Source organism: Aliikangiella sp. G2MR2-5, assembly GCF_015687155.1.
Taxonomy (GTDB): Bacteria; Pseudomonadota; Gammaproteobacteria; order Enterobacterales; family Kangiellaceae; genus Aliikangiella.
In genome coordinates this window covers 641,629-663,056 of sequence record NZ_JADPQF010000002.1, presented here as the reverse complement: position 1 = coordinate 663,056, position 21,428 = coordinate 641,629, and the positions used below count along the sequence as shown (strand labels likewise).

Below are 21,428 nucleotides of genomic sequence, written 5' to 3'. Positions count from 1 at the left end.
ATGGAATTATGCCTAAAGCCCTTGAATCTTGCCAGATCAATATGGAATTAGATCCTGTCCAGATTAGTCGTTCTAGCTTGTAGTAAGAAGAAATAACTGGTTTTATGCTTCAGCAGCTTCCAGCTCTTCGGCACAACGGTCACAGTGAGAGGTGTGTGGCAATACCTCGAGCCGTTCTAGCGGAATACAGTCCTCACAAATTGTGCAACGCTGGTAACAGCCCTGCTCAATTCTTTTAAGAGCTGACTTTATCTGAACAAGCTCAGCAACTGATGCATTACCTAACGCGTTGAGTACTTCATCGTTTTCTTTTTCAGTTGCCTGCTCTTCCCAGTCTGCTGACAAAGGTTTATCAGTATGGGAAATATCAGTTTTAATGGCTTCCAAACGCTTTTCCAGCTCTTGTTGCCTGTAAATAAGTTGCTGTTTTAATTGATCGACTTTACTCATCTGCTTGGCTCTTGATTGTTTTAAAAAGTGTTAAGGGTAACCAAAATAGATCAATAGCTAAGTGTCTCGAGTTAGCCAACAACATGACTATATTTTAATCATAGCGCAACTCCATCAATCGTTATCAATAATTTTGAGATAAGCACTGCAGAAGAGATAATTCCCTCCTATAGTTATATAAGAGCTGTCGACAAGGGTGGAATTTAAAACGAAAATAAAGGAGGATAGGTGGCTCTGGTGGGCGATGTCTATTTTGAGGTTAAATGAGCATGCAACTGATTCCAGTATTAGAAATTCGTCATGGTAAGTGTGTACACACTGAACCCAAAAATAGTGCTAATGACAAAGTGATAAAAGAAAGCGTTCTGGATAAGGTCGCAGACTGGGTAAGCAAAGGTGTTGAGCGAATTCATGTAGTGGATGTTGATGCTATTGAGTCTGGTGAGCCAGAGAATGTAACCCTTCTTAGAAAACTCAAACAGGAACATCCAAATCTTATTATTCAGGTTCTCGGCGGAGTAAAATGTTTAGAGTCGGCCTATATCTGGATTGATGCTTTGGTCGATTATATTGTTTTAAATGGAAAAGCTATCCGACAACGCAACCTGCTCGATGATATCTGTGTAGAGTTCCCTAACCAGATATTGGTGGAGCTTGATACACTCGATGGAAAAGTGGCTATGGGAGCTGGAGAACCTCACTTCGGACTGGCTTCGATCGCACGTCAGTTGGAGGAAGATGGTGTCGCTGGTCTGGTTATTAACCAGATTCGCACCAATGGGCAATCTCCTCTGGTAGGGCTTGAATCAATCCTGTCAATTTCTAACGAGTTGGAAATGGAAATTTTTACCCATGGTGGAATTGAAACCGCGAATGATTTAGCGCCGTTAATAGCAAGTCGCCAAAAGCCGGTTAGCGGAGTACTTATCGGCAAAGCATTATACAACGGCTTCTGTTTAAACGAAGCCGCAAAATTGCTAGCTAAAGCCAGTTAAAGTTCCGATTATTTTTAAAATTACCAGGAGTGTGGTAGCGGCTTGTGCAGGATAATTCGGTTACTTTCCTGTGAAATATATCCTCCCGCGCGTAAATCCTTCAATATTCGGGCGACCATTTCCCGAGAAGCTCCGACTCGATTGGCAATATTTTGCTGGGTGAGCTTTTCGTTAATGACTCTCACTCCGCCTTCTTCTTCGGAAAGATTAAGGAAAGTTACCGCAATACGTCGATAGACGTCCATCAGGCCGAGTTTTCGAATCGTTTCCGTCGCTTCAATGAGACGAGAAGATAAATTTTCAATCAAGCTCATTGAAAAAGCAGGGTAATTAGCAATGCAACGCTTAAAATCTGCCTCAGGCATGATACCAAGGCGAGAGTCTTCCAAAGTCAGAACCGATGCTGTTCTCGGAATAGATTTAATAAGCCCAAGTTCGCCGAAAAAGTCACCTTCTTCGTGAATATTCATAATAATTTCTTTTCCGGTATCATCGTCCAGATAGATTTTTACCCGCCCTTCAAGAAGAAAATAGAGGCTATGTGAGTCGTCTCCCTCGGTCACTATTTGCGTCTTCTTGGGAAAGCTTCGGCAGTGTATATGTGACAAAATGTCGTTGACAATTTCTTCATCAAGTTGCTTGAATAGCTCAAAGTTTTTCAGTTGCATCATTCCCAAACCTCTAATAGAGATACATTTCCATACATAGTTTACGCCAAAAAACTGGATTCGTAGCGCAAAAGCATGTAAATATTACACAACAAAAGGCCATTAAAATCACCTATTTAGGTAGCCATCTTATCTTATAATTAGCCCTATGAGTGTAATTTTCCAAGGGAATTGTGAGAAAATAACAAATTAATGACAATAGACCCCTTGTTTTAAGGATTTTTTTTGCAGCATTTAGAGAAAGTTCTGATAACTCTATTCCTGCTCGCAGTCGTGCCTTTCCTTCCAGTCAGTGAGGCAAGTAGCAGAGAGTTAGGTAGTCAGAAGAACGTTTACGTTACAGAGTGGTCGAAACTCAAGCACAAGGCAGAGCTGGGAGACCCTCAAGCCCTGTTTTTATTGGGCAACTTCTATTTTGAACCTCCGAAAGGGAGTAGTTTTCGTCGCAACTATAAAAAAGCTGCGGAGCTATATTTCCAATCCAGTATTCGTGAATACCCTTCTGCACAGTTCAATACAGCAATCATGCTTCATCGGGGCTTAGGGTTCAAAGCCGATAAAGTAGAATCCTATGTGTGGTTTTATTTTGCTTCAACTAACGATAGTCCGGTCGCCAAACACATCAATAAGAAAACCAGGGATATTGTGGAACAGCTGAAAACAGAGCTTTCCAGTGATGAACTGAAACAGGCGGATGAACGAATCGCTTTTTATAAGAAGATATTTGAAAACAAGCGTTATCGTGACGCAAGAATCCCTCCTCGCCAGTAGTACTCAGTACAACGATACTGCTTCAGATATTCACTGGAACATTTTCTGCTTTTTTATTTACCAATTTTTTCGCAATCAAAAGGCCTGGCTTTGCGGAGATGGCCGAAGTTTCATTCATAGTGCTGAATCTACTCTTTCTTCTCGTTCATTTCTTTTTGTGAAGCAGGGCGACCATGATATTGGCAAGAATAATTAACCCCGCTCCAACAAGCTTTTCCCAGTTTAGTGGCTCACCCAGGAAGAAATAGCCTAGAATTATTGCCATGGGAATATAGCTGTAATAGAGCACTGCAGTGTAGGATGTCGGTAGTTCTGTACTCGCTTTGATCCATAAGGTGTGAGCTATCAGGGTACTGAGCACGCCCAAAAAGATCAGTCCCCACCAGTCATTGGTTGAAAGAGAAAAGTTACTCTGAGGCAATAAAAACAAAAAGCCCACAAGTGCGAACCCAAATTGGCCCAATGCCCGGGTGTTAGTCGACAGATGGTTTAGTTGTCGGTTAATGAGTGGCAGGCAGGCATAGAGGAACCCACTAAGAATAGCGATTAAAAAGCCATCCAGCTTACCTTGTTCAAGATCCATCGGTGGCGATGCCAAAAAAATACCTGCGAAAGCGATAATAACCGCTATAAAATCACTGCCAATGAGCTTTTCGCGGTAAAAAATCAAATTCAAAAATAGAAGATGTAGGCCAAAAGTGGCAACGCCGATGGCCGCCAATGAGGCATCAGAGAGCTTAATACTCTTAAAGTAAGTGAACCAGTGAAGTGCAAATACCAGTCCGAGAAGAATCAACCACCTTAGGTCTCTTCTAGTTAATTTGAGCGATCTTCTTTTGAAGAACAATAGTATGGATATGCCTAAGGTTCCGATGCTGAGTCTAACAATTCCAATCGTAGCTTCATTCGCACTAATCCATTTTATGATGACAGGAACGAAGCCCATCAGGAGTATTGCACTCATTGCAACCATTAATAGGTAACGAATAGAAGCTTGAGAAGAGTTTGACATTGGCTATTGGAAAACAGGGGACACAGACCTTAGGGTACTGAAACGTCTGGCTGGTCTGCAACTAAAATATCAGTATAAGAGTACTCTTTGCTTTAGATAAGAGTGGAGAGTGTCGACTTCCATCAACACCCTTCACAACAGCAATGAACCATCATCTATTTCTGGCCAAAGCTTCGTTTCCCCACCCGACCAGTCTATCATTTTTAAAAACCAGTGGAGTGGTTTCGTCTATAGTTGTATCACCGTCGGAGTGGCGGTGTTGAGTGCGATAATAGAGTACCCGGTATTCATCGTTACCTTTAGCAAATGCTTCGGAAAATGCAGGAGCCCCCATGAGCTCGAGCACCTGGCTGCGACTTGTCTCGAGGGAAAGATTACTAATGATTTGTCTATTTTCTTTTTGCTCGACTTTCCAGTGCTCTTTATGGTCATCGTGCCCATCGACAACGATACATCCGGTAAGACCAAAGGTAAGTGCACTTGCAGCGATAAGGTTAGCCCAGTTTTTCATTCATTTTCTCCATCAGGGTTCTTTATTTACATATGTTAAGAGAGACTATTTTAATGGTATACAAGTAACCTTAACCTTCCCTTAACTTCAATCGCTATATTTGAGTAGATAAGCGAATTAATGACTGTGAAGTTTGCTAAAGCAGCTACTGTGCCAATTCTCAATTGAACAACAAGCAAAATGAAAAGTCAGGTTTCTTGCCTGGTTTCAAGCTAATCAGTGAGCAGATGACAGCTTTTTGGATCTTCGATCAAATAAAGTAATGTCGAGATTGACTAACAAATAGGAAAAATAGACAATTTTTAAGGTATTTGAAAAACAAAGAAATGAACAATAATTGGGGTTTAATATAAAAAATTCTTTGTTCAGATTGGGACGGAGTGATAAGTTGCCTTGAATGATGAGAGGCCTTGTATATTGTCCATGAGTATTGATTTTAAGTTAGGTGTTGTCGGTGATCCTGTCGAGCACAGTTTATCTCCTAAGATCCACAATCAATTTGCTGAGCAGTTCGGTCACAAAATTGATTACCAGAAATATCATATCTCCGAACAAGAGTTTGAATCGTTTGTTTATGACTTTTTTAACAGTGGTGGGCGAGGACTCAATGTTACTTTGCCGCACAAGCATTCTGCAGCAACGATCGTAGATGAATTGACTGAGCAAGCCAGGCTGACTGGTTCGGTTAATACTATTTCACGCGATAATACTGGACGATTAATTGGCGATACGACCGATGGCAAAGGTTTGGTCATTGATCTGTTACAAAAAGGTGTCGATGTACAAGGTAAAACGGTATTGGTAATCGGAGCTGGAGGTGCCGCTGCGTCTATTATTTATGCATTGCTACAGGCGGGCGCCAATCTGAAATTATTTAATAGAACGGAATCAAAGGCAAAGGCCCTGGTTAAAACTTACAGTGACTTTGGCAATATTGCGTTATTGGAACCTGCTATGAGCTATGAGATTCTAATTAGTTCGGTTACTGAACTTGATAAAAAGCTTTTTAGCCAAGTTACTCAGCCACTCATGTCAGGCACGCTTGTTTATGACCTCAACTATGGACAAAGGGCCGAAAGTCTTAAGGTGCTCTCCCATGAAGCTGGATGTACTAACTTTATTGATGGCATAGGAATGTTAATCGGACAGGCGGCGCAATCATACAAAATCTGGACGGGATGTTTTCCTGATGTAAGCAAGGTCATGCTCTAGTTGTATAGCGCGCATCTGCATTCACCACAAGCTAAAAAAGATCGACTGTCCCTGAGTCCATATTGCGCTGTTCGACTGAATTGTGTAGCTTTTCCAGGCTATCGACTTGCTCGTCAATTAATTGTGTTAGTTTGTTCAGACGATGACTGTCTAGCTCGCCTTTGATTAATTCTTTTGCCTGGGTTGCAAAGTTGTTGAGTAGCTGTAATCGATTTTTTAACTGAGACATCAGTTGTTGGGTCATATCTTCGAACTGCAAAGAGACAACTCCGCTCGACACGTGTCGGCGTATAGATTCAGCTATATCGTTAATACTTTCACTATCGTGACAGGCCTGTGCCACAATATCTTTCATACCTTGCCACATATTTTCGATATCTTGCTTATCGGACCTGCTTTGCTCCAGATCAACTCTGGCCAGTTCATGGATTTGGGTTGAAACGCCTTCGACGCTATTCTTGATTGTATTAACCTGGTTTGCAATTTCCAAATTAAAAGATTGGGAGCGCTGTGAAAGTGCTCTTACTTCGTCAGCCACGACAGCAAATCCACGACCAACATCTCCTGCTCTTGCTGCTTCAATGGCAGCATTTAGCGCGAGTAGATTTGTTTGCTCGGTAATGCTATTTAAATCATCAAGTGTTTTGTTGATATGATTCATTTGTTCGGAAACAGTACTGAACTCTATTTCGAGAGAGTCACAGGAGGATTTTATGGATTCAATGGAATCAAGCATGCGCTGATATATTTGTCGGCTTTGGCTTGAATAGCTTTCAGTCTGACGGTTTATATCCTGCTCTTCGTTCACCAGTACTGCCAGCTTCTTCAGTAGCTCATCAACCAGTTCCTGTTGGTTGGTTGTTTCTCCGTGGAGTCCGGTAAAATTTCCTGCGAGAGACTTTCCTGCGTGGGAGACAATTTCAGCTATTTTTTCCAACTCTTCGTTCACCAGGACAAATTCAGCTTCTGTCATAGATATGATTTGAGAGAGAATTTTGGTGGGTTCCTGTAGTGAAAGTGGAGAGGAAATATCGGTAAGGGCGGTATTTGCTTCCCCTTTATTTGCCTGAATAAAGAGGTATATAGATGCTGGCAATGTCAGTGAGAGCGTCACTATGCTAATGACGGAAAAGTCGAGCAATAAAGCGAGCAGTGACACTGTTAGCAGAACAATCGCTATTCCGCTGACTACTCTGACCTTAGACATGAACATTTCTCAAGTTAAGTGTTTTGTTTAAGAATAGTTCACAAACAGAGATAACGCAGGCAATTGGACTCTAATAAACTCCTATTGCCTGCGGAATATTGAAATGATCGGGTTACAGTAAAATTGCTAACGGAAGGTTTGAACTACTAGCCTGCAAGATACCTGTCTTTAAGTTTGACGTAGTTTTCAGCAGAATATTTAAAAAACGCAATCTCGTCATCATTCAAAGGACGAATTTTACGAGCTGGAGAGCCAACCCATAGATAACCGCCTTCGAGTTCGCGTCCTGGAGGAACCAGGCTGTTGGCACCAAGGACAACATTTTTCCTTATGATCGCGTTATCCATAACAACTGACCCCATTCCTATGAGGCATTCGTCTTCAATGACGCAGCCGTGAATCATGGCTTTATGTCCAACGGTAACATCATTTCCAATATCCAGATCATGCCCTTCAGGATCATAAGGACCTGCGTGTGTTACGTGCAAAACGCACCCATCTTGAATACTTGTTCTATCGCCGATACGAATAGAGTGAACATCGCCTCGAACAGTTGCCATTGGCCAAATAGAGCTATCGTTACCAATTTCTACATCACCAACAACCAAAGCTGTAGGATCGACAAAAACCTTATCACCTAACTTAGGGTGCTTTTTTTCAAATGATCTAACACTCATTAAGGTCTATCTTCTTTATTTCGATTTTGTTATTTCAGGATCGCCAATCTAAACTACGAAGCAATTTCCTGCCTGGAACAGGGAGTGAGTTTCATTCCCGACTACTAATTTTGAGTATTTTAGCCTAATTTAAGCCAAACCCGTAGCATTAGTTGTCTATCGAACAGATAGGGAAAACTGTTACCGGTTCAGCTTTGTTGATAGATTCAGGCGTTTTCTACAGTGATTCCAAATCAAGTTTAGCGCAAATCAAGTCTAACGCATGGTAACCAGTTCTTCGGCGGATGTCGGATGAATCGCTACTGTATTGTCAAAGTCAGCTTTAGTCGCCCCCATTTTTACGGCAACGGCAAATCCCTGAAGCATTTCATCAGCACCCAGCCCAATGATATGGACACCTACAACCTTTTCATCATCTCCAACACATACAAGCTTCATCTTTGTCGGTTGACGATGCTGGGTAATTGCGGTGTACATGGCGGTGAAGCTAGAGGTATAAACTTTGACCTGAGGCTCTCCAAACTTCTCGACTGCCTGGGCTTCGGTCAAACCAATCGTCCCTATTGCTGGATGGGAAAAAACGACTGTAGGAATATTTGAATAGTCGAGTTTTTCATCGGGTTTGTTATTGAATAGCCGTTCCGAAAGTCGTCTGCCTGCAGCAACGGCTACCGGAGTTAGCTGGGCACGCCCGGTATTATCTCCGACAGCGTAAATACCAGCAACACTGGTGTTTTGATATTCGTCAGTAACAATGTAGCCTCCGGAATCAAGTTCGATGCCCACGTTTTCCAACCCAAGTCCCTGAGTCGCCGGGCTACGACCGATTGCATAGATTACGGCGTCAACATCTGGTAATTCTTTTCCCTGAGTTGATAGTCGAAGGCTACCATTTTCATTCTTGTTGATTTCTGTAATCTGAGTATGGTTATGGAGTTTTATCCCTTCAGCCTGTAATTGCTCTGTTAGTGTCGAGTGTATTATCTCGTCAAACTCCCTGAGCGGATGTTCTTTACGAACCACCAGATGAGTTTCTGAGCCTAACGCATTTAATACGCCAGCTATCTCAACTGCAATATATCCGGCCCCAACAACTACAACTTTTTCTGGTTTGGACTCGAGAGCAAAAAAGCCGTCAGAGTCAAGAATATGCTCCTTACCGGGAATTTCTGGAATCATAGGCTGACCGCCGGTTGCGATCAGAATGTGCTCAGCGGTATAGGTCTTATCGCCAACCTTGACGGTATTATTATCTAGCAGAGTTGCATAACCAGATATCACTTCAACCTGATTGTTACCGAGCACCCGATCATAGGACTGGTGAATTCTCTTTATGTAAGCTTCTCTATTATCAATCAATGTCTGCCAGTCAAGTACAGGCATTTCGACATCAAAACCATAATCAGGAGCAAGCTTGAATGCGTCAGCTATTTGTCCTGCAAACCACATTACTTTTTTGGGAACACATCCGACATTGACGCAGGTTCCACCGAGAGCTTTTGCTTCGACTATGGCACATTTTTTACCGTACATAGCTGCCCTGTTTGCTGAGGCAATACCGCCGCTGCCCCCTCCGATTGCCAGGTAATCAAAATCAAATTGTTGTCGAGTCGAATCTGTCATAGTTTCATCCAAATCAGTTCTTAGTTATCTTCTTTACCGAATGTTAAATCGTGTACCTTAAAGAGACATGAGGTTAAACTAGCCATAGTTTGCAATTTAATTTCAGTGAATGCTATTTCAATATGACTATAACCAATCCTTTGTTATTACAAAATCCTATACAGTTAGTGGATAAAATAGAACCAGACTATGTTGTCTCCGCAATTTCACAAATTATCGAGGACAACAAAAAAGCCATCGCAAAGCTTAGTGAGCAATCAGAGCCTGACTGGAATTCTTTTATGCGGCCAATGGAGACGATTGATAACCGGTTATCCAAAGCCTGGTCGCCAGTTTCTCATCTTAACAGTGTTTGCAATAGCGAACCCTTGCGTGATGCTTATAACAAGGCATTAGGTTTGATTACAGAATATTCTACAGAGCTTGGGCAGGACAAGACTCTCTATCAGGCAACGCAAAGCCTGTATGATAGAGGTGAAGCACTGGGTCTTTCTTCGACACAAATGCATATCCTTAAACATTCTCTCATCGGATTTAAGCTATCTGGCGTTGATCTTCCGAAAGACAAGCAGGAAATCTATTCGAAAATTCAGAGTCAGCTTTCTGAACTGACGACTAAATTTGAGCAAAATATTCTTGATGCAACTATGAGCTGGACTAAACAGGTTGGCAAAGATGAACTTGGTGGACTGCCTGAAACGGAACTCTCTTTGTTAAAAGCAAACGCACAAAATCGCGATATGGAAGGTTACTTAATTACGCTGGAGATTCCGAGTTATCTGGCTGTGATGATGTATGCGGATAACCGGGAACTTAGAGAAGCGGTTTATTATGCGTATAGTACCAGAGCTTCGGAGGTTGGCGCTGATAAAGGTAAGTTTGATAATAGTTCCGTTATGGTTGATATTCTAAAACTGAAAAATGAAAAGGCACAATTGCTGGGATTTAAAAACTATGCCGAACTGTCGCTGGAAAGCAAAATGGCTGATACACCCGCGAAAGTTCTTGAGTTTTTGGAAGCTCTTGGTAAGGCAAGTTATGGCCAGGCGAAAGAAGAGTTTGCCCAGTTACAGAGCTTTGCCAAAGAAGAAGGCTTAGATAAGCTGGAAGCATGGGATATCGCCTATTACAGTGAAAAGCTGAAACAAGCTCATTATCAGATTTCTCAATCTGAATTGCGACCCTATTTTCCGGTTGATAAAGTGATCAAAGGCTTATTTGAGATAACGAGTCATCATTTTGATGTTGAGTTTGAGTCGGTAGAAAACAGCGCGCGCTGGCATGATGATGTTAAGCACTTTGCACTTATTCGCGATGGAAAAAAACTGGCTGAATTCTACCTCGATCTATACGCACGCAGCCATAAGCGAGGCGGCGCCTGGATGGATGAATGCCAGGGAAGATATATTGATAGTGGCAACCAGTTACAATTACCTATCGCTTACCTGACCTGTAATTTTGCTCCACCGGTTGACGGTAAGCCTGCTTTGTTAACTCACGATGAAGTGGTGACATTGTTTCACGAGTTTGGCCACGGTTTACATCATATGTTGACCAAAGTCGATGAGCTCTCTGCTTCGGGAATTTCCAATGTACCTTGGGATGCGGTGGAGTTACCCAGTCAGTTTATGGAAAATTTTTGCTATCAACCAGAGGTGATTGCTATGCTTAGCGGTCATTTTGAAAGTGGTGAACCGCTACCAAAAAGCTTGCTCGATAAATTAATCAAAGCGAAAAATTTTCAGTCTGCCATGATGATGGTTCGTCAGCTCGAATTTGCTTTATTTGATATGCGTATCCACTTGAGTGAACCGCTGGATATTGACGGTATTCAGCGAGTTCTTGACGAAACTCGCGCGGAATTTGCAGTGATCCCGACGCCAAAATTCAACAGATTTCAACACAGCTTCTCCCATATTTTCGCCGGTGGCTATGCCGCAGGATATTACAGTTATAAATGGGCTGAAGTCCTGTCTGCAGATGCATTTTCGCTTTTTGAAGAAGTGGGGGTAATGAATAAAGAAGCTGGAAGAAAGTTCCTGGAAAATATTCTGGAAAAGGGTGGCTCACAAGAGCCTCAGGATCTCTTTAGAAATTTCAGAGGGCGGGAGCCAGAAATTGAACCTTTGCTAAGACATTCAGGTATCAAAGCACAATAGATGATTGAATCTCTTGTTATATATATAGCACCGGAAATCAAAGAACCAGATCGAGGGTTTGCACTGAATCTGAAGCAAGCCCTCGATCTCGAGAGCACTTCAGACAATGAGCCTTCTGACTCAAAAAGAGCTGTCTTTGAGTATGCCGATGGCATTCTTTGTCTACACCTTCTGCTCGATAACAAGCCCACGTCTCTCAGCTTTGATTTTGATGATGGAGAAGTCGGCTATCGGGCCAGGCGAGTTAGTAAGTCTAACGAGCTGGTAGCCAGGGCGCTGGGGGTAAAACCCAATTACAGACCAAAAGTGCTGGATGCTACTGCCGGGATGGGACGTGATAGTTTGATTATGGCAATGCTCGGTTGTAATGTAGTGATGTATGAGAGGCAGGTAGCAATTCACGCATTGTTGGCCAATGCTCTGGAGCGCTTTAAGTTAAGTGGCCATAATCAGCAAGTTGCTGAGCGTCTTTTTCTTGCTCAAAATGATAGCAAAGAGTTTGTCAAAGGGGCTGAAGGCTTTGATGTCATTTATCTGGATCCCATGTTCCCTGAAAGGAAAAAGTCTGCATTGGTTAAAAAAGAAATGCGGCTTTTTAAGATGCTTGCCGGGGAGGACAAAGACGCTGATGAGCTGTTGCTAGGCGCTTTGCAAAGCCCTGTTCCTCGCATTGTGGTAAAAAGACCAAAAGGTGCACCAGTGTTAGCAAACAAAAAACCTTCGCACGAAATTGTCGCTAAAAAATTTCGCTATGATGTTTACTTGAATAGCTGATTTTTGGCTATTTAACCGTTAAGCAACGGTACATCAATTACGGTGATTGAATGACCAGTTAAACCGACAAATGTTTGCACTGATTTTTTGCTAAGTACCAGGGTGGCGGTATTTATCAAAGGGTGACATTGAAATGCTTCTCCGCACCAACACTCGTTATCAATTAACAACTCCACACAATTATCTTTATCATTTAATAGAGCCAGTAAAGAAACACTGCCGGGTTTAACTTCTAAGTACCTATCCAGCCTCTCTGCTGATGCAAATCCTAAGCGAGAAACTTTGAGTTGTTTTGACAATTGCTTTAAATCGACTGACTTTTCCGGGGGAACCAATAACAGAAAGTGACGACGACCATAGTTATCTCTTAAAAAAAGGTTTTTTAGTCGAGTACCGGGTCTATGAATTGCAAGCCTGTCGGCTTCTTTGCTGTCATGCAATGGAGGGTGGTCGAAAGAGCTGTAGGCTATTTGATTGTCATCGAGATATTTGATTACCGGGTTAGATTGCATTTTAAGCTTTATAGGGTTGAACTTGATGTGAAAATTAGTATTTCGCGCAGAATCTGTCAATAGTGAAGGGGGCAACGGGTTGGAAAGACAAGACTTGTAAAACTGGGAGAAAGCTATTTTCTGACTACCTATATTAAGCGAAGAATGAACTGCTATGCTATGGTTGAAATGATGTAATGATAAATAATATTGATACTCGACGGACATAGACTTAAATATCACTAGCGTACGGGAGCTGACTGCTTGTCAATTTTTCAGCGATTAGAACAACTCTTTCCAAAAGCATTGGCTTTTTATCGCTTGAAGTACCAGGTTCTCGATAGAGATTCAGGTTTCCAGCCGCCTATCGCTAGTGAGCAAGATATTTCTCAGGCAATTGCTGCTCATGCCAGAGCATATATCTCTGGTGACAAAAGTATAATGACCGACCTGGAACACCGTCAATTACTCGGAAGCATACTGAAGCTGTTGAACGGAAAACGACTTCCGGTGAAACTAAAGGCAAACCTTTTTATAATTGAGCGGCTTAATGCTAGCTTAATTAATAGCTACGAGTTGAGCAGACCAATCAAGCAGCTCTTTTATCTGCTAACTTTGGTATGGTTTAAATTTTCGATAGAGTCTCCGGAAAGTACACTCAAACAAGCCAGCCCTGTCGCCAAGTTATTTGAGCTAATGCTAAAAAATAGCCGTCGAATTGACCACTATTCCGGTGCTGATTCGCGGACTTATTGCCATGACTTATTAAAAGCTTTTGTTGAGTATATTGAAAGTTCACAGGCGACTTATCCTGCTGAAAAGCTTACTTTGAAAATTGTAAAGATAACTGGCCTTTTGACTGCGAAAGCTAAAGTCAATTTGAAGGAAAGCATAGCAAAACTCAGAGGTGTACAAGCCTATCGCAGAGCTCGAGCTGCAACTTCAGAAAAAGTTCGAGATACCATTGGTGATGGTATTTATCCGGTTATCTTACTCGACTTTGTTGAAAGCTATATCAACCTTTATCTGGAAGATTATTATACTCAACATGGACCAAAAGGTGACGGCTGGCGGCAAACTATGAAGGACTTGAGCTATCTGATCTGGGCATTTCGAGCGAGCGTCGACAAAAACTATCGTCAATATTACCCTTCAAAAATTCCACCTGCAATGCAAAGGTTACTGCTGAAGGTCGAGCCTTATGTTGAAGACAGGGAGAGGCTCTACCAGGAATTTATCGGATTGGAAGATATTTTACATGCGAAATATCTGGGTGAATTTATTAAATTAGAAAGCGTCTTTAACGCTCCTTACTTTAATGCAGATTCTCTTTTTGCAGATCAAGCCGCGCTCTGGTATCGAGAAAATAAATACGACGTTCACTGGTTTCATGTGATCTACAAACAAAAAACAGTTATTGGTCGCTTACTCGGACCTGACATAGTTCGCAATCATATTGTTTTTATTAACTATTCAGGAAATCCCGTCATCATTCATGATACAGCCAAGCCCGGATTTATGGCTGAAGATATTCAAGTGATACCATTGCACGAAATCAAAGACTGGGAATATATCGCCATAACTATAGAGCATGAGCTTAGTTTGGTTGAGGCCAAGTTTTGCGAAAGTTATCACAACACTATCAATGAAATTGACAGTGAAGTTGCGGCTCGAATTAAAGCTCAACAAAGGAAAGAAGCAGAGCTTGAAAGGAGAAATTTTGAATTAAAAGAAAAGATGCTTTTAAGGCAACAGCAGCGACTGGAAAAAATTAGAAAAGCAGAAGAGAGAGAGCGAGAAAAGCAGCTCATCGAGGAGCAGAAGCGCGCAGAAGCTGAAAAACAAATTGTAAAAATAAAAATAGGTGCTGAAATAAAGGCCGAACTCAACCAAGCTTCAAAAATAAAACTTCAACTGAACATTATCACCTCAACTACCGGACGCTTCATATTTAATGACAGAAGTTGTCAATACAAACTGGCTGTTAAGAGAGACGAGCTGATGGATATGATCGTTGCAGGAAAAGTTGAAGTAGTTTCATACGGTAGGGGAGAGCAATATCATCAAACCTTGGCGAACGTTATTGCTGCTCGAAGAGCTATGTAGTTACTGCAGGTTGATAATCCTTCCAGAGGTTTATTGTCGTTGCTCAAAACTACAGTTTTTATCGACACCAGTGACTCTTTCTACTAGCAGGTCAGTCGATGGCGACATTCTGTAGTAAATGGATACCATTCTAAAGAAGAAATTTCACAATAATATACGAATAGAAATGCCAAACCTCCCGAGCATTCTTTGAAAGTGTAAGCGATAAAGCTTTTATTCGTCTTTCCAGGTTAAGCAATGTCCAGTTAAAAAGTCGTTTTCAAGTTAGCGAAATATTATTTTTTAAAAATATCGAATTGAGATTTCTGGTGTTGGATGGGTAGGCAAACTAAACATTAAATAGTTGTACTCGTTCAATAGCAACATAAATGATAACAATAAATTAAAAAATCTATAATAATCTTACTGCATTTGATCTAAGTCAATCGAAAAAAATCAAAAATAAAATTCTGATTTTCATGCTTTTTAAATTAAAAATTAGTCTTTGTCAAACATGATATTTTCTAATCTTTGTAATTAGATAATATCGTTTGTTTATAAAGAAGAGAGGCATAAACTGAGTTCATCAAGTAATTACTTATTTACTTGATAAAAATTTATAGATTGATGAGGAGAAATGGAAATGCGCTACTTAACTAATGCCGCTGCTGCTTTATTCGTCGTTACTACCTCTGCTTATGCTGTCAGTCCTTCTTCTGTATATTTTTCACCTGATGAAGTGATGCAGAAAGGCAAAACCCTTGGTCGAATTGAGAGAAATCTGAAAAGGGATGGCTTTATTGCCCAAGACTGCCAGATTCATTCAATTTACTATATTATGGAACCAGATCAACAGCAGTACTTGTCAAACACTGCCGATTGCCGTTGGTACAAGCCTCATGATGGAATCGGGTTTGAAACAGACTATGCTTTTATCAAACAGGAAATAATGTATGACAAAGTTCTGAACGCCTATTATGAAGGGCAGGTCGATGTAACTTACACTACAGTCTACTAAATTGTATTTGAACCGGAAAAGGCCTGGAAAATTCCGGGCCTTTGATTGATATAGTGCTCGAAGGTTTGCACATCGGTTTTGTGAAGAAGCCGAACTAACAGCATGCATCAAAAATAACCCCATGGTATAGTGTTTGCCGTTAACAGTTTTTTTCACTGAAGCCTCCATATATTATGAAAACTGCCATTAGTGCCATTCTTTCATTATTGCTATTAGTCGTCATTGTCATGTTGCCACTCATTTTAGGTATGGCAATTTACCGAATTTATCGTTACATAAAGCCTCTCGAAGAAGTACAGGTAAATCATATTACCGAAATTGATAAAGTGGGTGATCGCTTCTTTTTAAAGAGTCTGGTTATTGGTTGGCTAGTCTGTGGGCCGGCTTATTACTGGATGTATCAAAGCGGCATTTTCTTTTAAAAACCGCCTTACAGTCTTTTTCTTGTTTCACTTTAACTGGGCGCATTTGACTGACTCCCCAGATGACAGCTGTCATTCCTAAAAATTGTAGACCGGACATAGACTCTCCCAGTATGACGTTGGCTAATAATATTGTAATAACCGGTCCTAAAGCTCCAATATTGGCTGTTAACGCAGGTCCTATCTTAGTAATGGCTTTCACTAGTAGCAAGCTGGGTAAGACAGTACAGACAATAGCCATAACCGCAATAAGAAACCAGCTGTCAGGTGTTAAAGCAAGGATTCTGGTTAGCTCTCCTCCGCTAATTGCGAAGTGAATAAGGGTAAACAGAGAAGCAGTTAGTCCGGCTAGACCGGTGAGTCTGGTAACCCCGAAATAATATACTCCACGGTTTGTGCTCATATAGTAGAGGGAAAAAGTAAAACCGCTTAAAACCACCCAGGCGACACCTTTCCAGGTAGCAGACAGGTTGGTTCCAAGAGTCAAATCATGCGCGAACGCTAGCGAAAGGCCCAGATAGCAGATAAGCACTGCTAAAATAATTTTTCCCGAAGGTAGGGCGCGCTTGTTAATTGACTCAAATAGGAGAACGAAGGTTGGGTAGGTGAACAGGACCAGTCGCTCCAGTCCAGCGCTAATATAGGTAAGCCCGATAAAATCTGTGAGACTGGCAAAATAGTAACCACTGAAACCGAGCCAGGCTACCAGTAACCAGGAACTAAATCTTGTCTCGCCATTACTATCTGCACGGACGGGCTGCTTTCCGGCAAATGCAAGTATTGTAAATAATGGTGCGGCTAATACCAGGCGCAGCGTTAGAAGCTCCAGTGGTGTTAGTGCTGCCTGTTGATAAATTAATTTGACCAACACTGCTTTGGAAGAAGAGGTTAATGCCGCTACGATAGCCAGTGCAAAACCGCTTGTAGTCAACAGTACAAATCTACTACCGATAAGCAATGATTTGCTTTCTGTTTTTGCGAAGCTTTTATTCAATTTATTTAATCTCCTTGCAGAAATTACTCAGTAATTAGATTATATTTAGCGTTAATGTTTTTAACCTTACTTTATAATTTAAAGAGGTTTCTCTAATGGCGAAGGCTTTGAGGTTTGAGCTTATTGATTTACGGTTGTTTGTACTGGTCGTACAAACAGGTAGCATTAGTAAAGCGGCGGAGGCCATGCCTATTGCTCTTTCTGCTGCGAGTACAAGAATCAAGGGGCTTGAAGAAAGGTTGCAAACCCGGCTATTTAAGAGAATGCCCAGAGGAGTGGAGTTAACTCATTCCGGGAAAGTCTTTCTTGACTATGCTAACCGGTTGCTGACTACTGCAAAAGAAGCACAGCAGGACATGGATGCTCTGGGTGGAAGAGGGAGGGAGCGGTTAAGAGTATTAAGCAATACAACAGGTTTGAGCACCAATTTGACGCGAGCACTCGGTCGTTATCTGGCGAATAACCCTCAAATTGACCTGGCTGTGGAACGTTTTTCAAGTAAAAAGATAATATCTGCGGTGTCGGCTGGACAAGCTGATATTGGGATTGTGGATGGTGATTATCAGCACCATGATTTAATCACTCTTGTATATCAAAGGAACCAACTGGTTGTTCTGACTAACGGAGAGTCAGAGATCGCACCACTAGAGAGCTGTCGTTTTGTCGACTACCTTAAACATCCAATGATCGGATATGAAGAAGAGAGTTCTTTGCAGCAGTTTATACAGCGCATGTCTCTGTTAAGTCATCGAACGGCTTCTTTTCGGGCTACGGCTCCTGATTTTGAAAGTGTTGCCTCTTTGGTTTCTGCTAAAGTCGGAAATGCCATCATGCCCAAACCGGTAGCTGAAAACTACTCAAACGCTCTTGGACTTAAAATAATACGTCTTGATGAGTCCTGGGCAAATCGAGAGTTAAAAATCTGTATCAATTCAAGGCTGGATAGCAATGTTCAAGCCCAGCGTCTGGCCAAGTATCTAGCCGGCTGGGATTCTGAACAACAATTGTAGAATTTATATGTCTAGCGGACGGCTCTTTGCTTTTACAGGAAAATCGGCTTTAACTATCCGGCAGACTGTAACCATTTCGATCTTTAGGCTGTCTTAGAGTATGAGTAGCGAAACTAGCTACTTTCAAGGTGCAATATTGATTAGGAAAAGTAAATGATATAGGAAGTTGAATGACATTTATAACAAGAGCAATAAAATGAGTTCTGGCTTTTCGCAAACATTGCCAGAAGAACTGATTGAACGAGCAAAGCTAGGGGACAGATCTGCTTTCGAACAGATTTATTGTACTTATGCCAAGGCTTGTTACAACTTGGCGTATAGGGTTTGTCAGCAGCCTGCATTGGCACAGGATATTGTTCAGGATTGCTTTGTTAAGCTTATGCAAAAAATTGGACAATATAAAGGTGAGGGATATTTTTCAGGTTGGTTGAGGCGTATTGTCGCGAATGAAACAATCAACAGAGTAAGAAAACAAAATCGTTTAACTTTGGTTGGGGATGATGAAAGCGGCATGCTTGATAGTGCGGTGACTGTATTTGATAGCCGCTGGGTATTATCAGAAGACAGGCTTACAGAACTACTAGGGAAACTGTCACTTAATGCCAGAGCCGTTTTATGGTTACATGAAGTTGAAGGATATAGTCATCAGGAAATTGCAGAAATGTTTGGGAAATCTGAAAGTTTTTCAAAAGTTACTCTAAGTCGTGCTTATAGCCAGCTTAGAAAAATGTTTGACCAATTACCGCAAGCTTTGGAGAGAGATAACAATGCATCCAAGTGATGAGCTTTTACTTGAACTAAGTGCTGCTCAAACTAATTTTAAAAGTTCGCAAAATGCTAAGAAAGAGCCAGTTTGTAGTGTCGTATTGCACATTGAAAATTGTCATGAATGTAAAGCTCGTTTAAGTCGTCTTGAAGATTTCAGGGGGAATTTGAAAGCACTACCCGAGGTTGAGCCTTCCGAACAGCTTTGGTTGCAGGTTTCACAACAATTTGAACATTTTCATTCAGAAAAAAATCTGGAGAAGCAAAAGCTTGTAAGTCGCAACTGGAAAATAACAAGTATCGCTCTAGCCGCGAGTCTGATTGTCGCCTTAGGAGCCAATATTTATTTTATTGATAGAGAAGATAGTTCAAATAACCTCAATCTTCAAATTGCTCTTTTAATCGATGAAAACCAAAAACTACAGATGGAATTGAGTAATAAGAAGGACGTTGATGGATTGCAGGCTACGCTTGTGTTCTCCCAACAATTGAGACTGGAAGAAATAGATAGTGCTTTACAAAAGGCTTATCTTGGAAAATTTAGTCTGGAGGAAACATTGATTCTCTGGAAAGAACGAGAGTCTGTTTTGAAAAAAATGTTAGACCAGAAATTGATACCTGAAAGCAGAAAGTCCAAAGCTAACAGGGAAGTCAGGATATAAGAAGTTAAGCTATGAGAGGTTTAGCTATGAGAGGATTTAATATGAATACGTACAGTAGTTTTTTTATTTTTAGTTTACTGCTGATTTTTAATATCGGTTTTGTTGATAATGTAAAAGCAGCAGAAAATCTGACCCTGGATTTAGCTAATGATTCCGAGCTTTCTTCGGAATCACAAACGCTATTAGCTGATTTGGAGAAACAAATTAGAGGAACTATATTAGCAATCAAAGAAGCTGAAACTCGAGCTGGCAATACGCAAACGCCAATACATATTGCGTTATCTGTTCCTTCTCAACAAAAAACTAACCTTGGTCTTATTCTTGATTTTGACAATCTTGCCGTTGATGGTGCAAAAGTGGTTTCTGTAACTCCCGGAAGTCAGGCTGAATCCTTGGGAATTCGGCCAGGAGATAAGTTAACTGCATTCAATCAAGTGAGGCTATCGGACAATAACTCTGATCGTATTATAGAGGACTTTCAAAATCTAATCCCTGGAGATAGTGTCTCTCTTGAGTTGAAGCAGAAACAGAGTAATAGAAAGCTCGAGTTTCGCATTGCCGGTTTGTCTTTACCGGGGTTCAACCTGGAAGTTGGAGAAAGTAGTCAAATTGATAGCGATGTCGATAGTAGTGGCACGTCGCCGCAAGCCTGTGGAAGAGTGTCGATATTTTTCAGGCCACCTGAAACAAAAGATCTCTATCCCGTGTTAATCAACTCAATTGATGATGATTATATACACCGTTTTAGAGAAACTATCCGTTTGCCTGTTGGTAAGCACAAAATCAAAGTACATGAACTTATTACCGATCCATTTTTGCAAAGACATCGTCGAACGAGTAGTAAGGCAAAAGTTATTGAAATCGACGTTAAAGCTAATACTACCTACCACCTGGCTGCGAAGTTTGATAGGAGTAAGAGAATGAAAGTTTTTCGTAATGAGTACTGGCAGCCTGAGGTTTGGCGGAGAACAGAAAAATCATGTGAGTTTTAAAATTACTTATCCTGTTGGCAGGCGGGTCTTTGGTACAGTGCATAACTAAAACTACCTGTTTGTTTGAATTTTAGTGTTTGCCAGGGAGTCGGGGGAACGAATGCTTGCTCACTTCGCTCCTGCTCAATATAGACGATAGCATCTGGAGAAAGGTGAGGGACCAATGCGTTGAATGTTTCAGACAGCAAACCTTGGTTAAAAGGAGGATCAAGAAATACAAGGTTAAACTCCTCTTTATTCCGCTTCAAAAAATCCGAAGCATCATCTTGTACTACATAAACTGTATTTGTCTGGAGCTTGCTGGCGTTTTCTTTTAATTGACTAACCACTTTACGATGTTTCTCAACAAGAGTGACCTTCTTCGCTCCCCTTGAAGCCGCTTCGAATCCAATGGCTCCGCTCCCGGCAAACAAGTCGAGACAGGTGGCGCCATGAATTGAATGAGCTAACCAGTTAAAAAGGGTCTCACGTATACGATCTAATGTTGGTCTGAGCCCGGACACCTGACTGAAGTGTATTTTTCGTCCTCTCATCTCTCCACCGATGATTCTTACCACACCCTTCTGGTGTTTGCTTTGGCTCGTTGAGGTTTTATTTTTTGACTGGTGCATTGATAGCCTATCAATTAAAAGCGCTTGATAACGGGTCTTTATCGTGAATGAGAGTATCTTAACATGATAAATGCATAGATTATTGTCACATTATTAAAAATACTGTAATTGCATCAAAATATTTGATGCTCATCTACTTCTCTGCTTCGGAAATATGAAAGGGGCTATCGATGCCTGCGCCATTTCATAGGCTGCATTGGCTAACTTCTTATTAACTAAAGGAATTATAAATAATTTCCAGGCTATCAGTTGGCAATATTTTGGTCAATGCACCATACTTTAGTATTACGCAAGCAACGATGTTGAAGAAAGATTAATC

21 protein-coding genes are annotated in these 21,428 nt (G+C 41.3%); 11 read left to right on the top strand and 10 right to left on the bottom strand.

Annotation, left to right across the window (positions count from 1 at the left end; genetic code table 11):
- Positions 1–102: 102 nt before the first annotated feature.
- Positions 103–450 (bottom strand): TraR/DksA family transcriptional regulator, encoded by a 348-nt coding sequence (locus IYN84_RS10180; protein WP_196139091.1) that lies wholly within the window; start codon positions 448–450, stop codon positions 103–105.
- Positions 451–719: 269 nt separating this feature from the next.
- On the opposite strand from IYN84_RS10180, the gene IYN84_RS10175 reads away from it, so the two are divergent.
- The gene (locus IYN84_RS10175) at positions 720–1,445 is read left to right on the top strand and encodes a HisA/HisF-related TIM barrel protein (protein ID WP_196139090.1); all 726 of its coding nucleotides are present in this window, start codon (positions 720–722) and stop codon (positions 1,443–1,445) included.
- 20 nt (positions 1,446–1,465) lie between these two features.
- On the opposite strand, the gene IYN84_RS10170 is transcribed toward IYN84_RS10175, so the two are convergent.
- The gene (locus IYN84_RS10170) at positions 1,466–2,116 is read right to left on the bottom strand and encodes a Crp/Fnr family transcriptional regulator (RefSeq protein ID WP_196139089.1); all 651 of its coding nucleotides are present in this window, start codon (positions 2,114–2,116) and stop codon (positions 1,466–1,468) included.
- A 222-nt stretch (positions 2,117–2,338) separates the two neighbouring features.
- Here IYN84_RS10170 and IYN84_RS10165 point away from each other — a divergent pair, with 222 nt between their 5' ends.
- Positions 2,339–2,884, top strand: coding sequence for a tetratricopeptide repeat protein (locus IYN84_RS10165; RefSeq protein WP_196139088.1), 546 nt, complete (start codon positions 2,339–2,341; stop codon positions 2,882–2,884).
- Positions 2,885–3,029: 145 nt separating this feature from the next.
- Here the strand turns inward: IYN84_RS10165 and IYN84_RS10160 are convergent, their stop codons facing one another.
- Positions 3,030–3,896 (bottom strand): DMT family transporter, encoded by an 867-nt coding sequence (locus tag IYN84_RS10160; RefSeq protein WP_196139087.1) that lies wholly within the window; start codon positions 3,894–3,896, stop codon positions 3,030–3,032.
- 151 nt (positions 3,897–4,047) lie between these two features.
- The gene (locus IYN84_RS10155) at positions 4,048–4,407 is read right to left on the bottom strand and encodes a DUF3192 domain-containing protein (protein ID WP_196139086.1); all 360 of its coding nucleotides are present in this window, start codon (positions 4,405–4,407) and stop codon (positions 4,048–4,050) included.
- A 423-nt stretch (positions 4,408–4,830) separates the two neighbouring features.
- Between IYN84_RS10155 and aroE the strand changes: the two genes are divergently transcribed.
- Positions 4,831–5,619 carry a shikimate dehydrogenase gene (gene aroE, locus IYN84_RS10150; RefSeq protein WP_196139085.1) on the top strand — a complete coding sequence of 263 codons (789 nt, stop codon included), beginning with the start codon at positions 4,831–4,833 and terminating at the stop codon, positions 5,617–5,619.
- A gap of 31 nt (positions 5,620–5,650) precedes the next feature.
- On the opposite strand, the gene IYN84_RS21170 is transcribed toward aroE, so the two are convergent.
- The 3 genes from IYN84_RS21170 to gorA all read right to left on the bottom strand — a co-directional run bounded on the left by IYN84_RS21170 (position 5,651) and on the right by gorA (position 9,126).
- Positions 5,651–6,826, bottom strand: a complete 1,176-nt coding sequence (locus IYN84_RS21170) for a methyl-accepting chemotaxis protein (protein ID WP_305852096.1) — start codon at positions 6,824–6,826, stop codon at positions 5,651–5,653.
- Positions 6,827–6,972: 146 nt separating this feature from the next.
- On the bottom strand, positions 6,973–7,503 hold the full coding sequence (locus tag IYN84_RS10140) for a gamma carbonic anhydrase family protein (protein WP_196139083.1): 531 nt from the start codon (positions 7,501–7,503) through the stop codon (positions 6,973–6,975).
- A gap of 255 nt (positions 7,504–7,758) precedes the next feature.
- Positions 7,759–9,126: a glutathione-disulfide reductase gene (gorA, locus tag IYN84_RS10135; RefSeq protein WP_196139082.1), complete on the bottom strand. Its 1,368-nt coding sequence runs from the start codon at positions 9,124–9,126 to the stop codon at positions 7,759–7,761.
- 122 nt (positions 9,127–9,248) lie between these two features.
- On the opposite strand from gorA, the gene IYN84_RS10130 reads away from it, so the two are divergent.
- Together IYN84_RS10130 and IYN84_RS10125 are read left to right on the top strand one after the other, a co-directional pair.
- Positions 9,249–11,285, top strand: a complete 2,037-nt coding sequence (locus tag IYN84_RS10130) for a M3 family metallopeptidase (RefSeq protein ID WP_196139081.1) — start codon at positions 9,249–9,251, stop codon at positions 11,283–11,285.
- Entirely contained in the window at positions 11,286–12,059 is a 774-nt protein-coding gene (locus tag IYN84_RS10125) for a class I SAM-dependent methyltransferase (protein WP_196139080.1), read from the top strand. It begins immediately after the preceding gene.
- A gap of 11 nt (positions 12,060–12,070) precedes the next feature.
- Here the strand turns inward: IYN84_RS10125 and IYN84_RS10120 are convergent, their stop codons facing one another.
- Positions 12,071–12,571 carry a prolyl-tRNA synthetase associated domain-containing protein gene (locus tag IYN84_RS10120; RefSeq protein ID WP_196139079.1) on the bottom strand — a complete coding sequence of 167 codons (501 nt, stop codon included), beginning with the start codon at positions 12,569–12,571 and terminating at the stop codon, positions 12,071–12,073.
- Positions 12,572–12,814: 243 nt separating this feature from the next.
- Between IYN84_RS10120 and IYN84_RS10115 the strand changes: the two genes are divergently transcribed.
- Complete coding sequence (locus IYN84_RS10115; protein ID WP_196139078.1) at positions 12,815–14,656, top strand: hypothetical protein; 1,842 nt, start codon at positions 12,815–12,817, stop codon at positions 14,654–14,656.
- Positions 14,657–15,278: 622 nt separating this feature from the next.
- Positions 15,279–15,653: a hypothetical protein gene (locus tag IYN84_RS10110; RefSeq protein ID WP_196139077.1), complete on the top strand. Its 375-nt coding sequence runs from the start codon at positions 15,279–15,281 to the stop codon at positions 15,651–15,653.
- A gap of 357 nt (positions 15,654–16,010) precedes the next feature.
- Here the strand turns inward: IYN84_RS10110 and IYN84_RS10105 are convergent, their stop codons facing one another.
- The gene (locus tag IYN84_RS10105) at positions 16,011–17,069 is read right to left on the bottom strand and encodes a DMT family transporter (protein ID WP_196139076.1); all 1,059 of its coding nucleotides are present in this window, start codon (positions 17,067–17,069) and stop codon (positions 16,011–16,013) included.
- Between the two features lie 95 nt (positions 17,070–17,164).
- On the opposite strand from IYN84_RS10105, the gene IYN84_RS10100 reads away from it, so the two are divergent.
- The 4 genes from IYN84_RS10100 to IYN84_RS10085 all read left to right on the top strand — a co-directional run bounded on the left by IYN84_RS10100 (position 17,165) and on the right by IYN84_RS10085 (position 20,498).
- The gene (locus IYN84_RS10100) at positions 17,165–18,079 is read left to right on the top strand and encodes a LysR substrate-binding domain-containing protein (RefSeq protein ID WP_196139075.1); all 915 of its coding nucleotides are present in this window, start codon (positions 17,165–17,167) and stop codon (positions 18,077–18,079) included.
- A 196-nt stretch (positions 18,080–18,275) separates the two neighbouring features.
- The gene (locus tag IYN84_RS10095; protein ID WP_196139074.1) at positions 18,276–18,860 is read left to right on the top strand and encodes an RNA polymerase sigma factor; all 585 of its coding nucleotides are present in this window, start codon (positions 18,276–18,278) and stop codon (positions 18,858–18,860) included.
- Positions 18,847–19,506, top strand: coding sequence for a hypothetical protein (locus tag IYN84_RS10090; RefSeq protein WP_196139073.1), 660 nt, complete (start codon positions 18,847–18,849; stop codon positions 19,504–19,506). The genes IYN84_RS10095 and IYN84_RS10090 overlap by 14 nt, the downstream gene beginning before the upstream one ends.
- A gap of 41 nt (positions 19,507–19,547) precedes the next feature.
- Positions 19,548–20,498: a PDZ domain-containing protein gene (locus tag IYN84_RS10085; protein ID WP_196139072.1), complete on the top strand. Its 951-nt coding sequence runs from the start codon at positions 19,548–19,550 to the stop codon at positions 20,496–20,498.
- Between the two features lie 2 nt (positions 20,499–20,500).
- Here IYN84_RS10085 and rsmD read toward each other — a convergent pair whose 3' ends face one another.
- Positions 20,501–21,109, bottom strand: coding sequence for a 16S rRNA (guanine(966)-N(2))-methyltransferase RsmD (gene rsmD / locus IYN84_RS10080; RefSeq protein WP_196139071.1), 609 nt, complete (start codon positions 21,107–21,109; stop codon positions 20,501–20,503).
- Between the last annotated feature and the right edge of the window lie 319 nt (positions 21,110–21,428).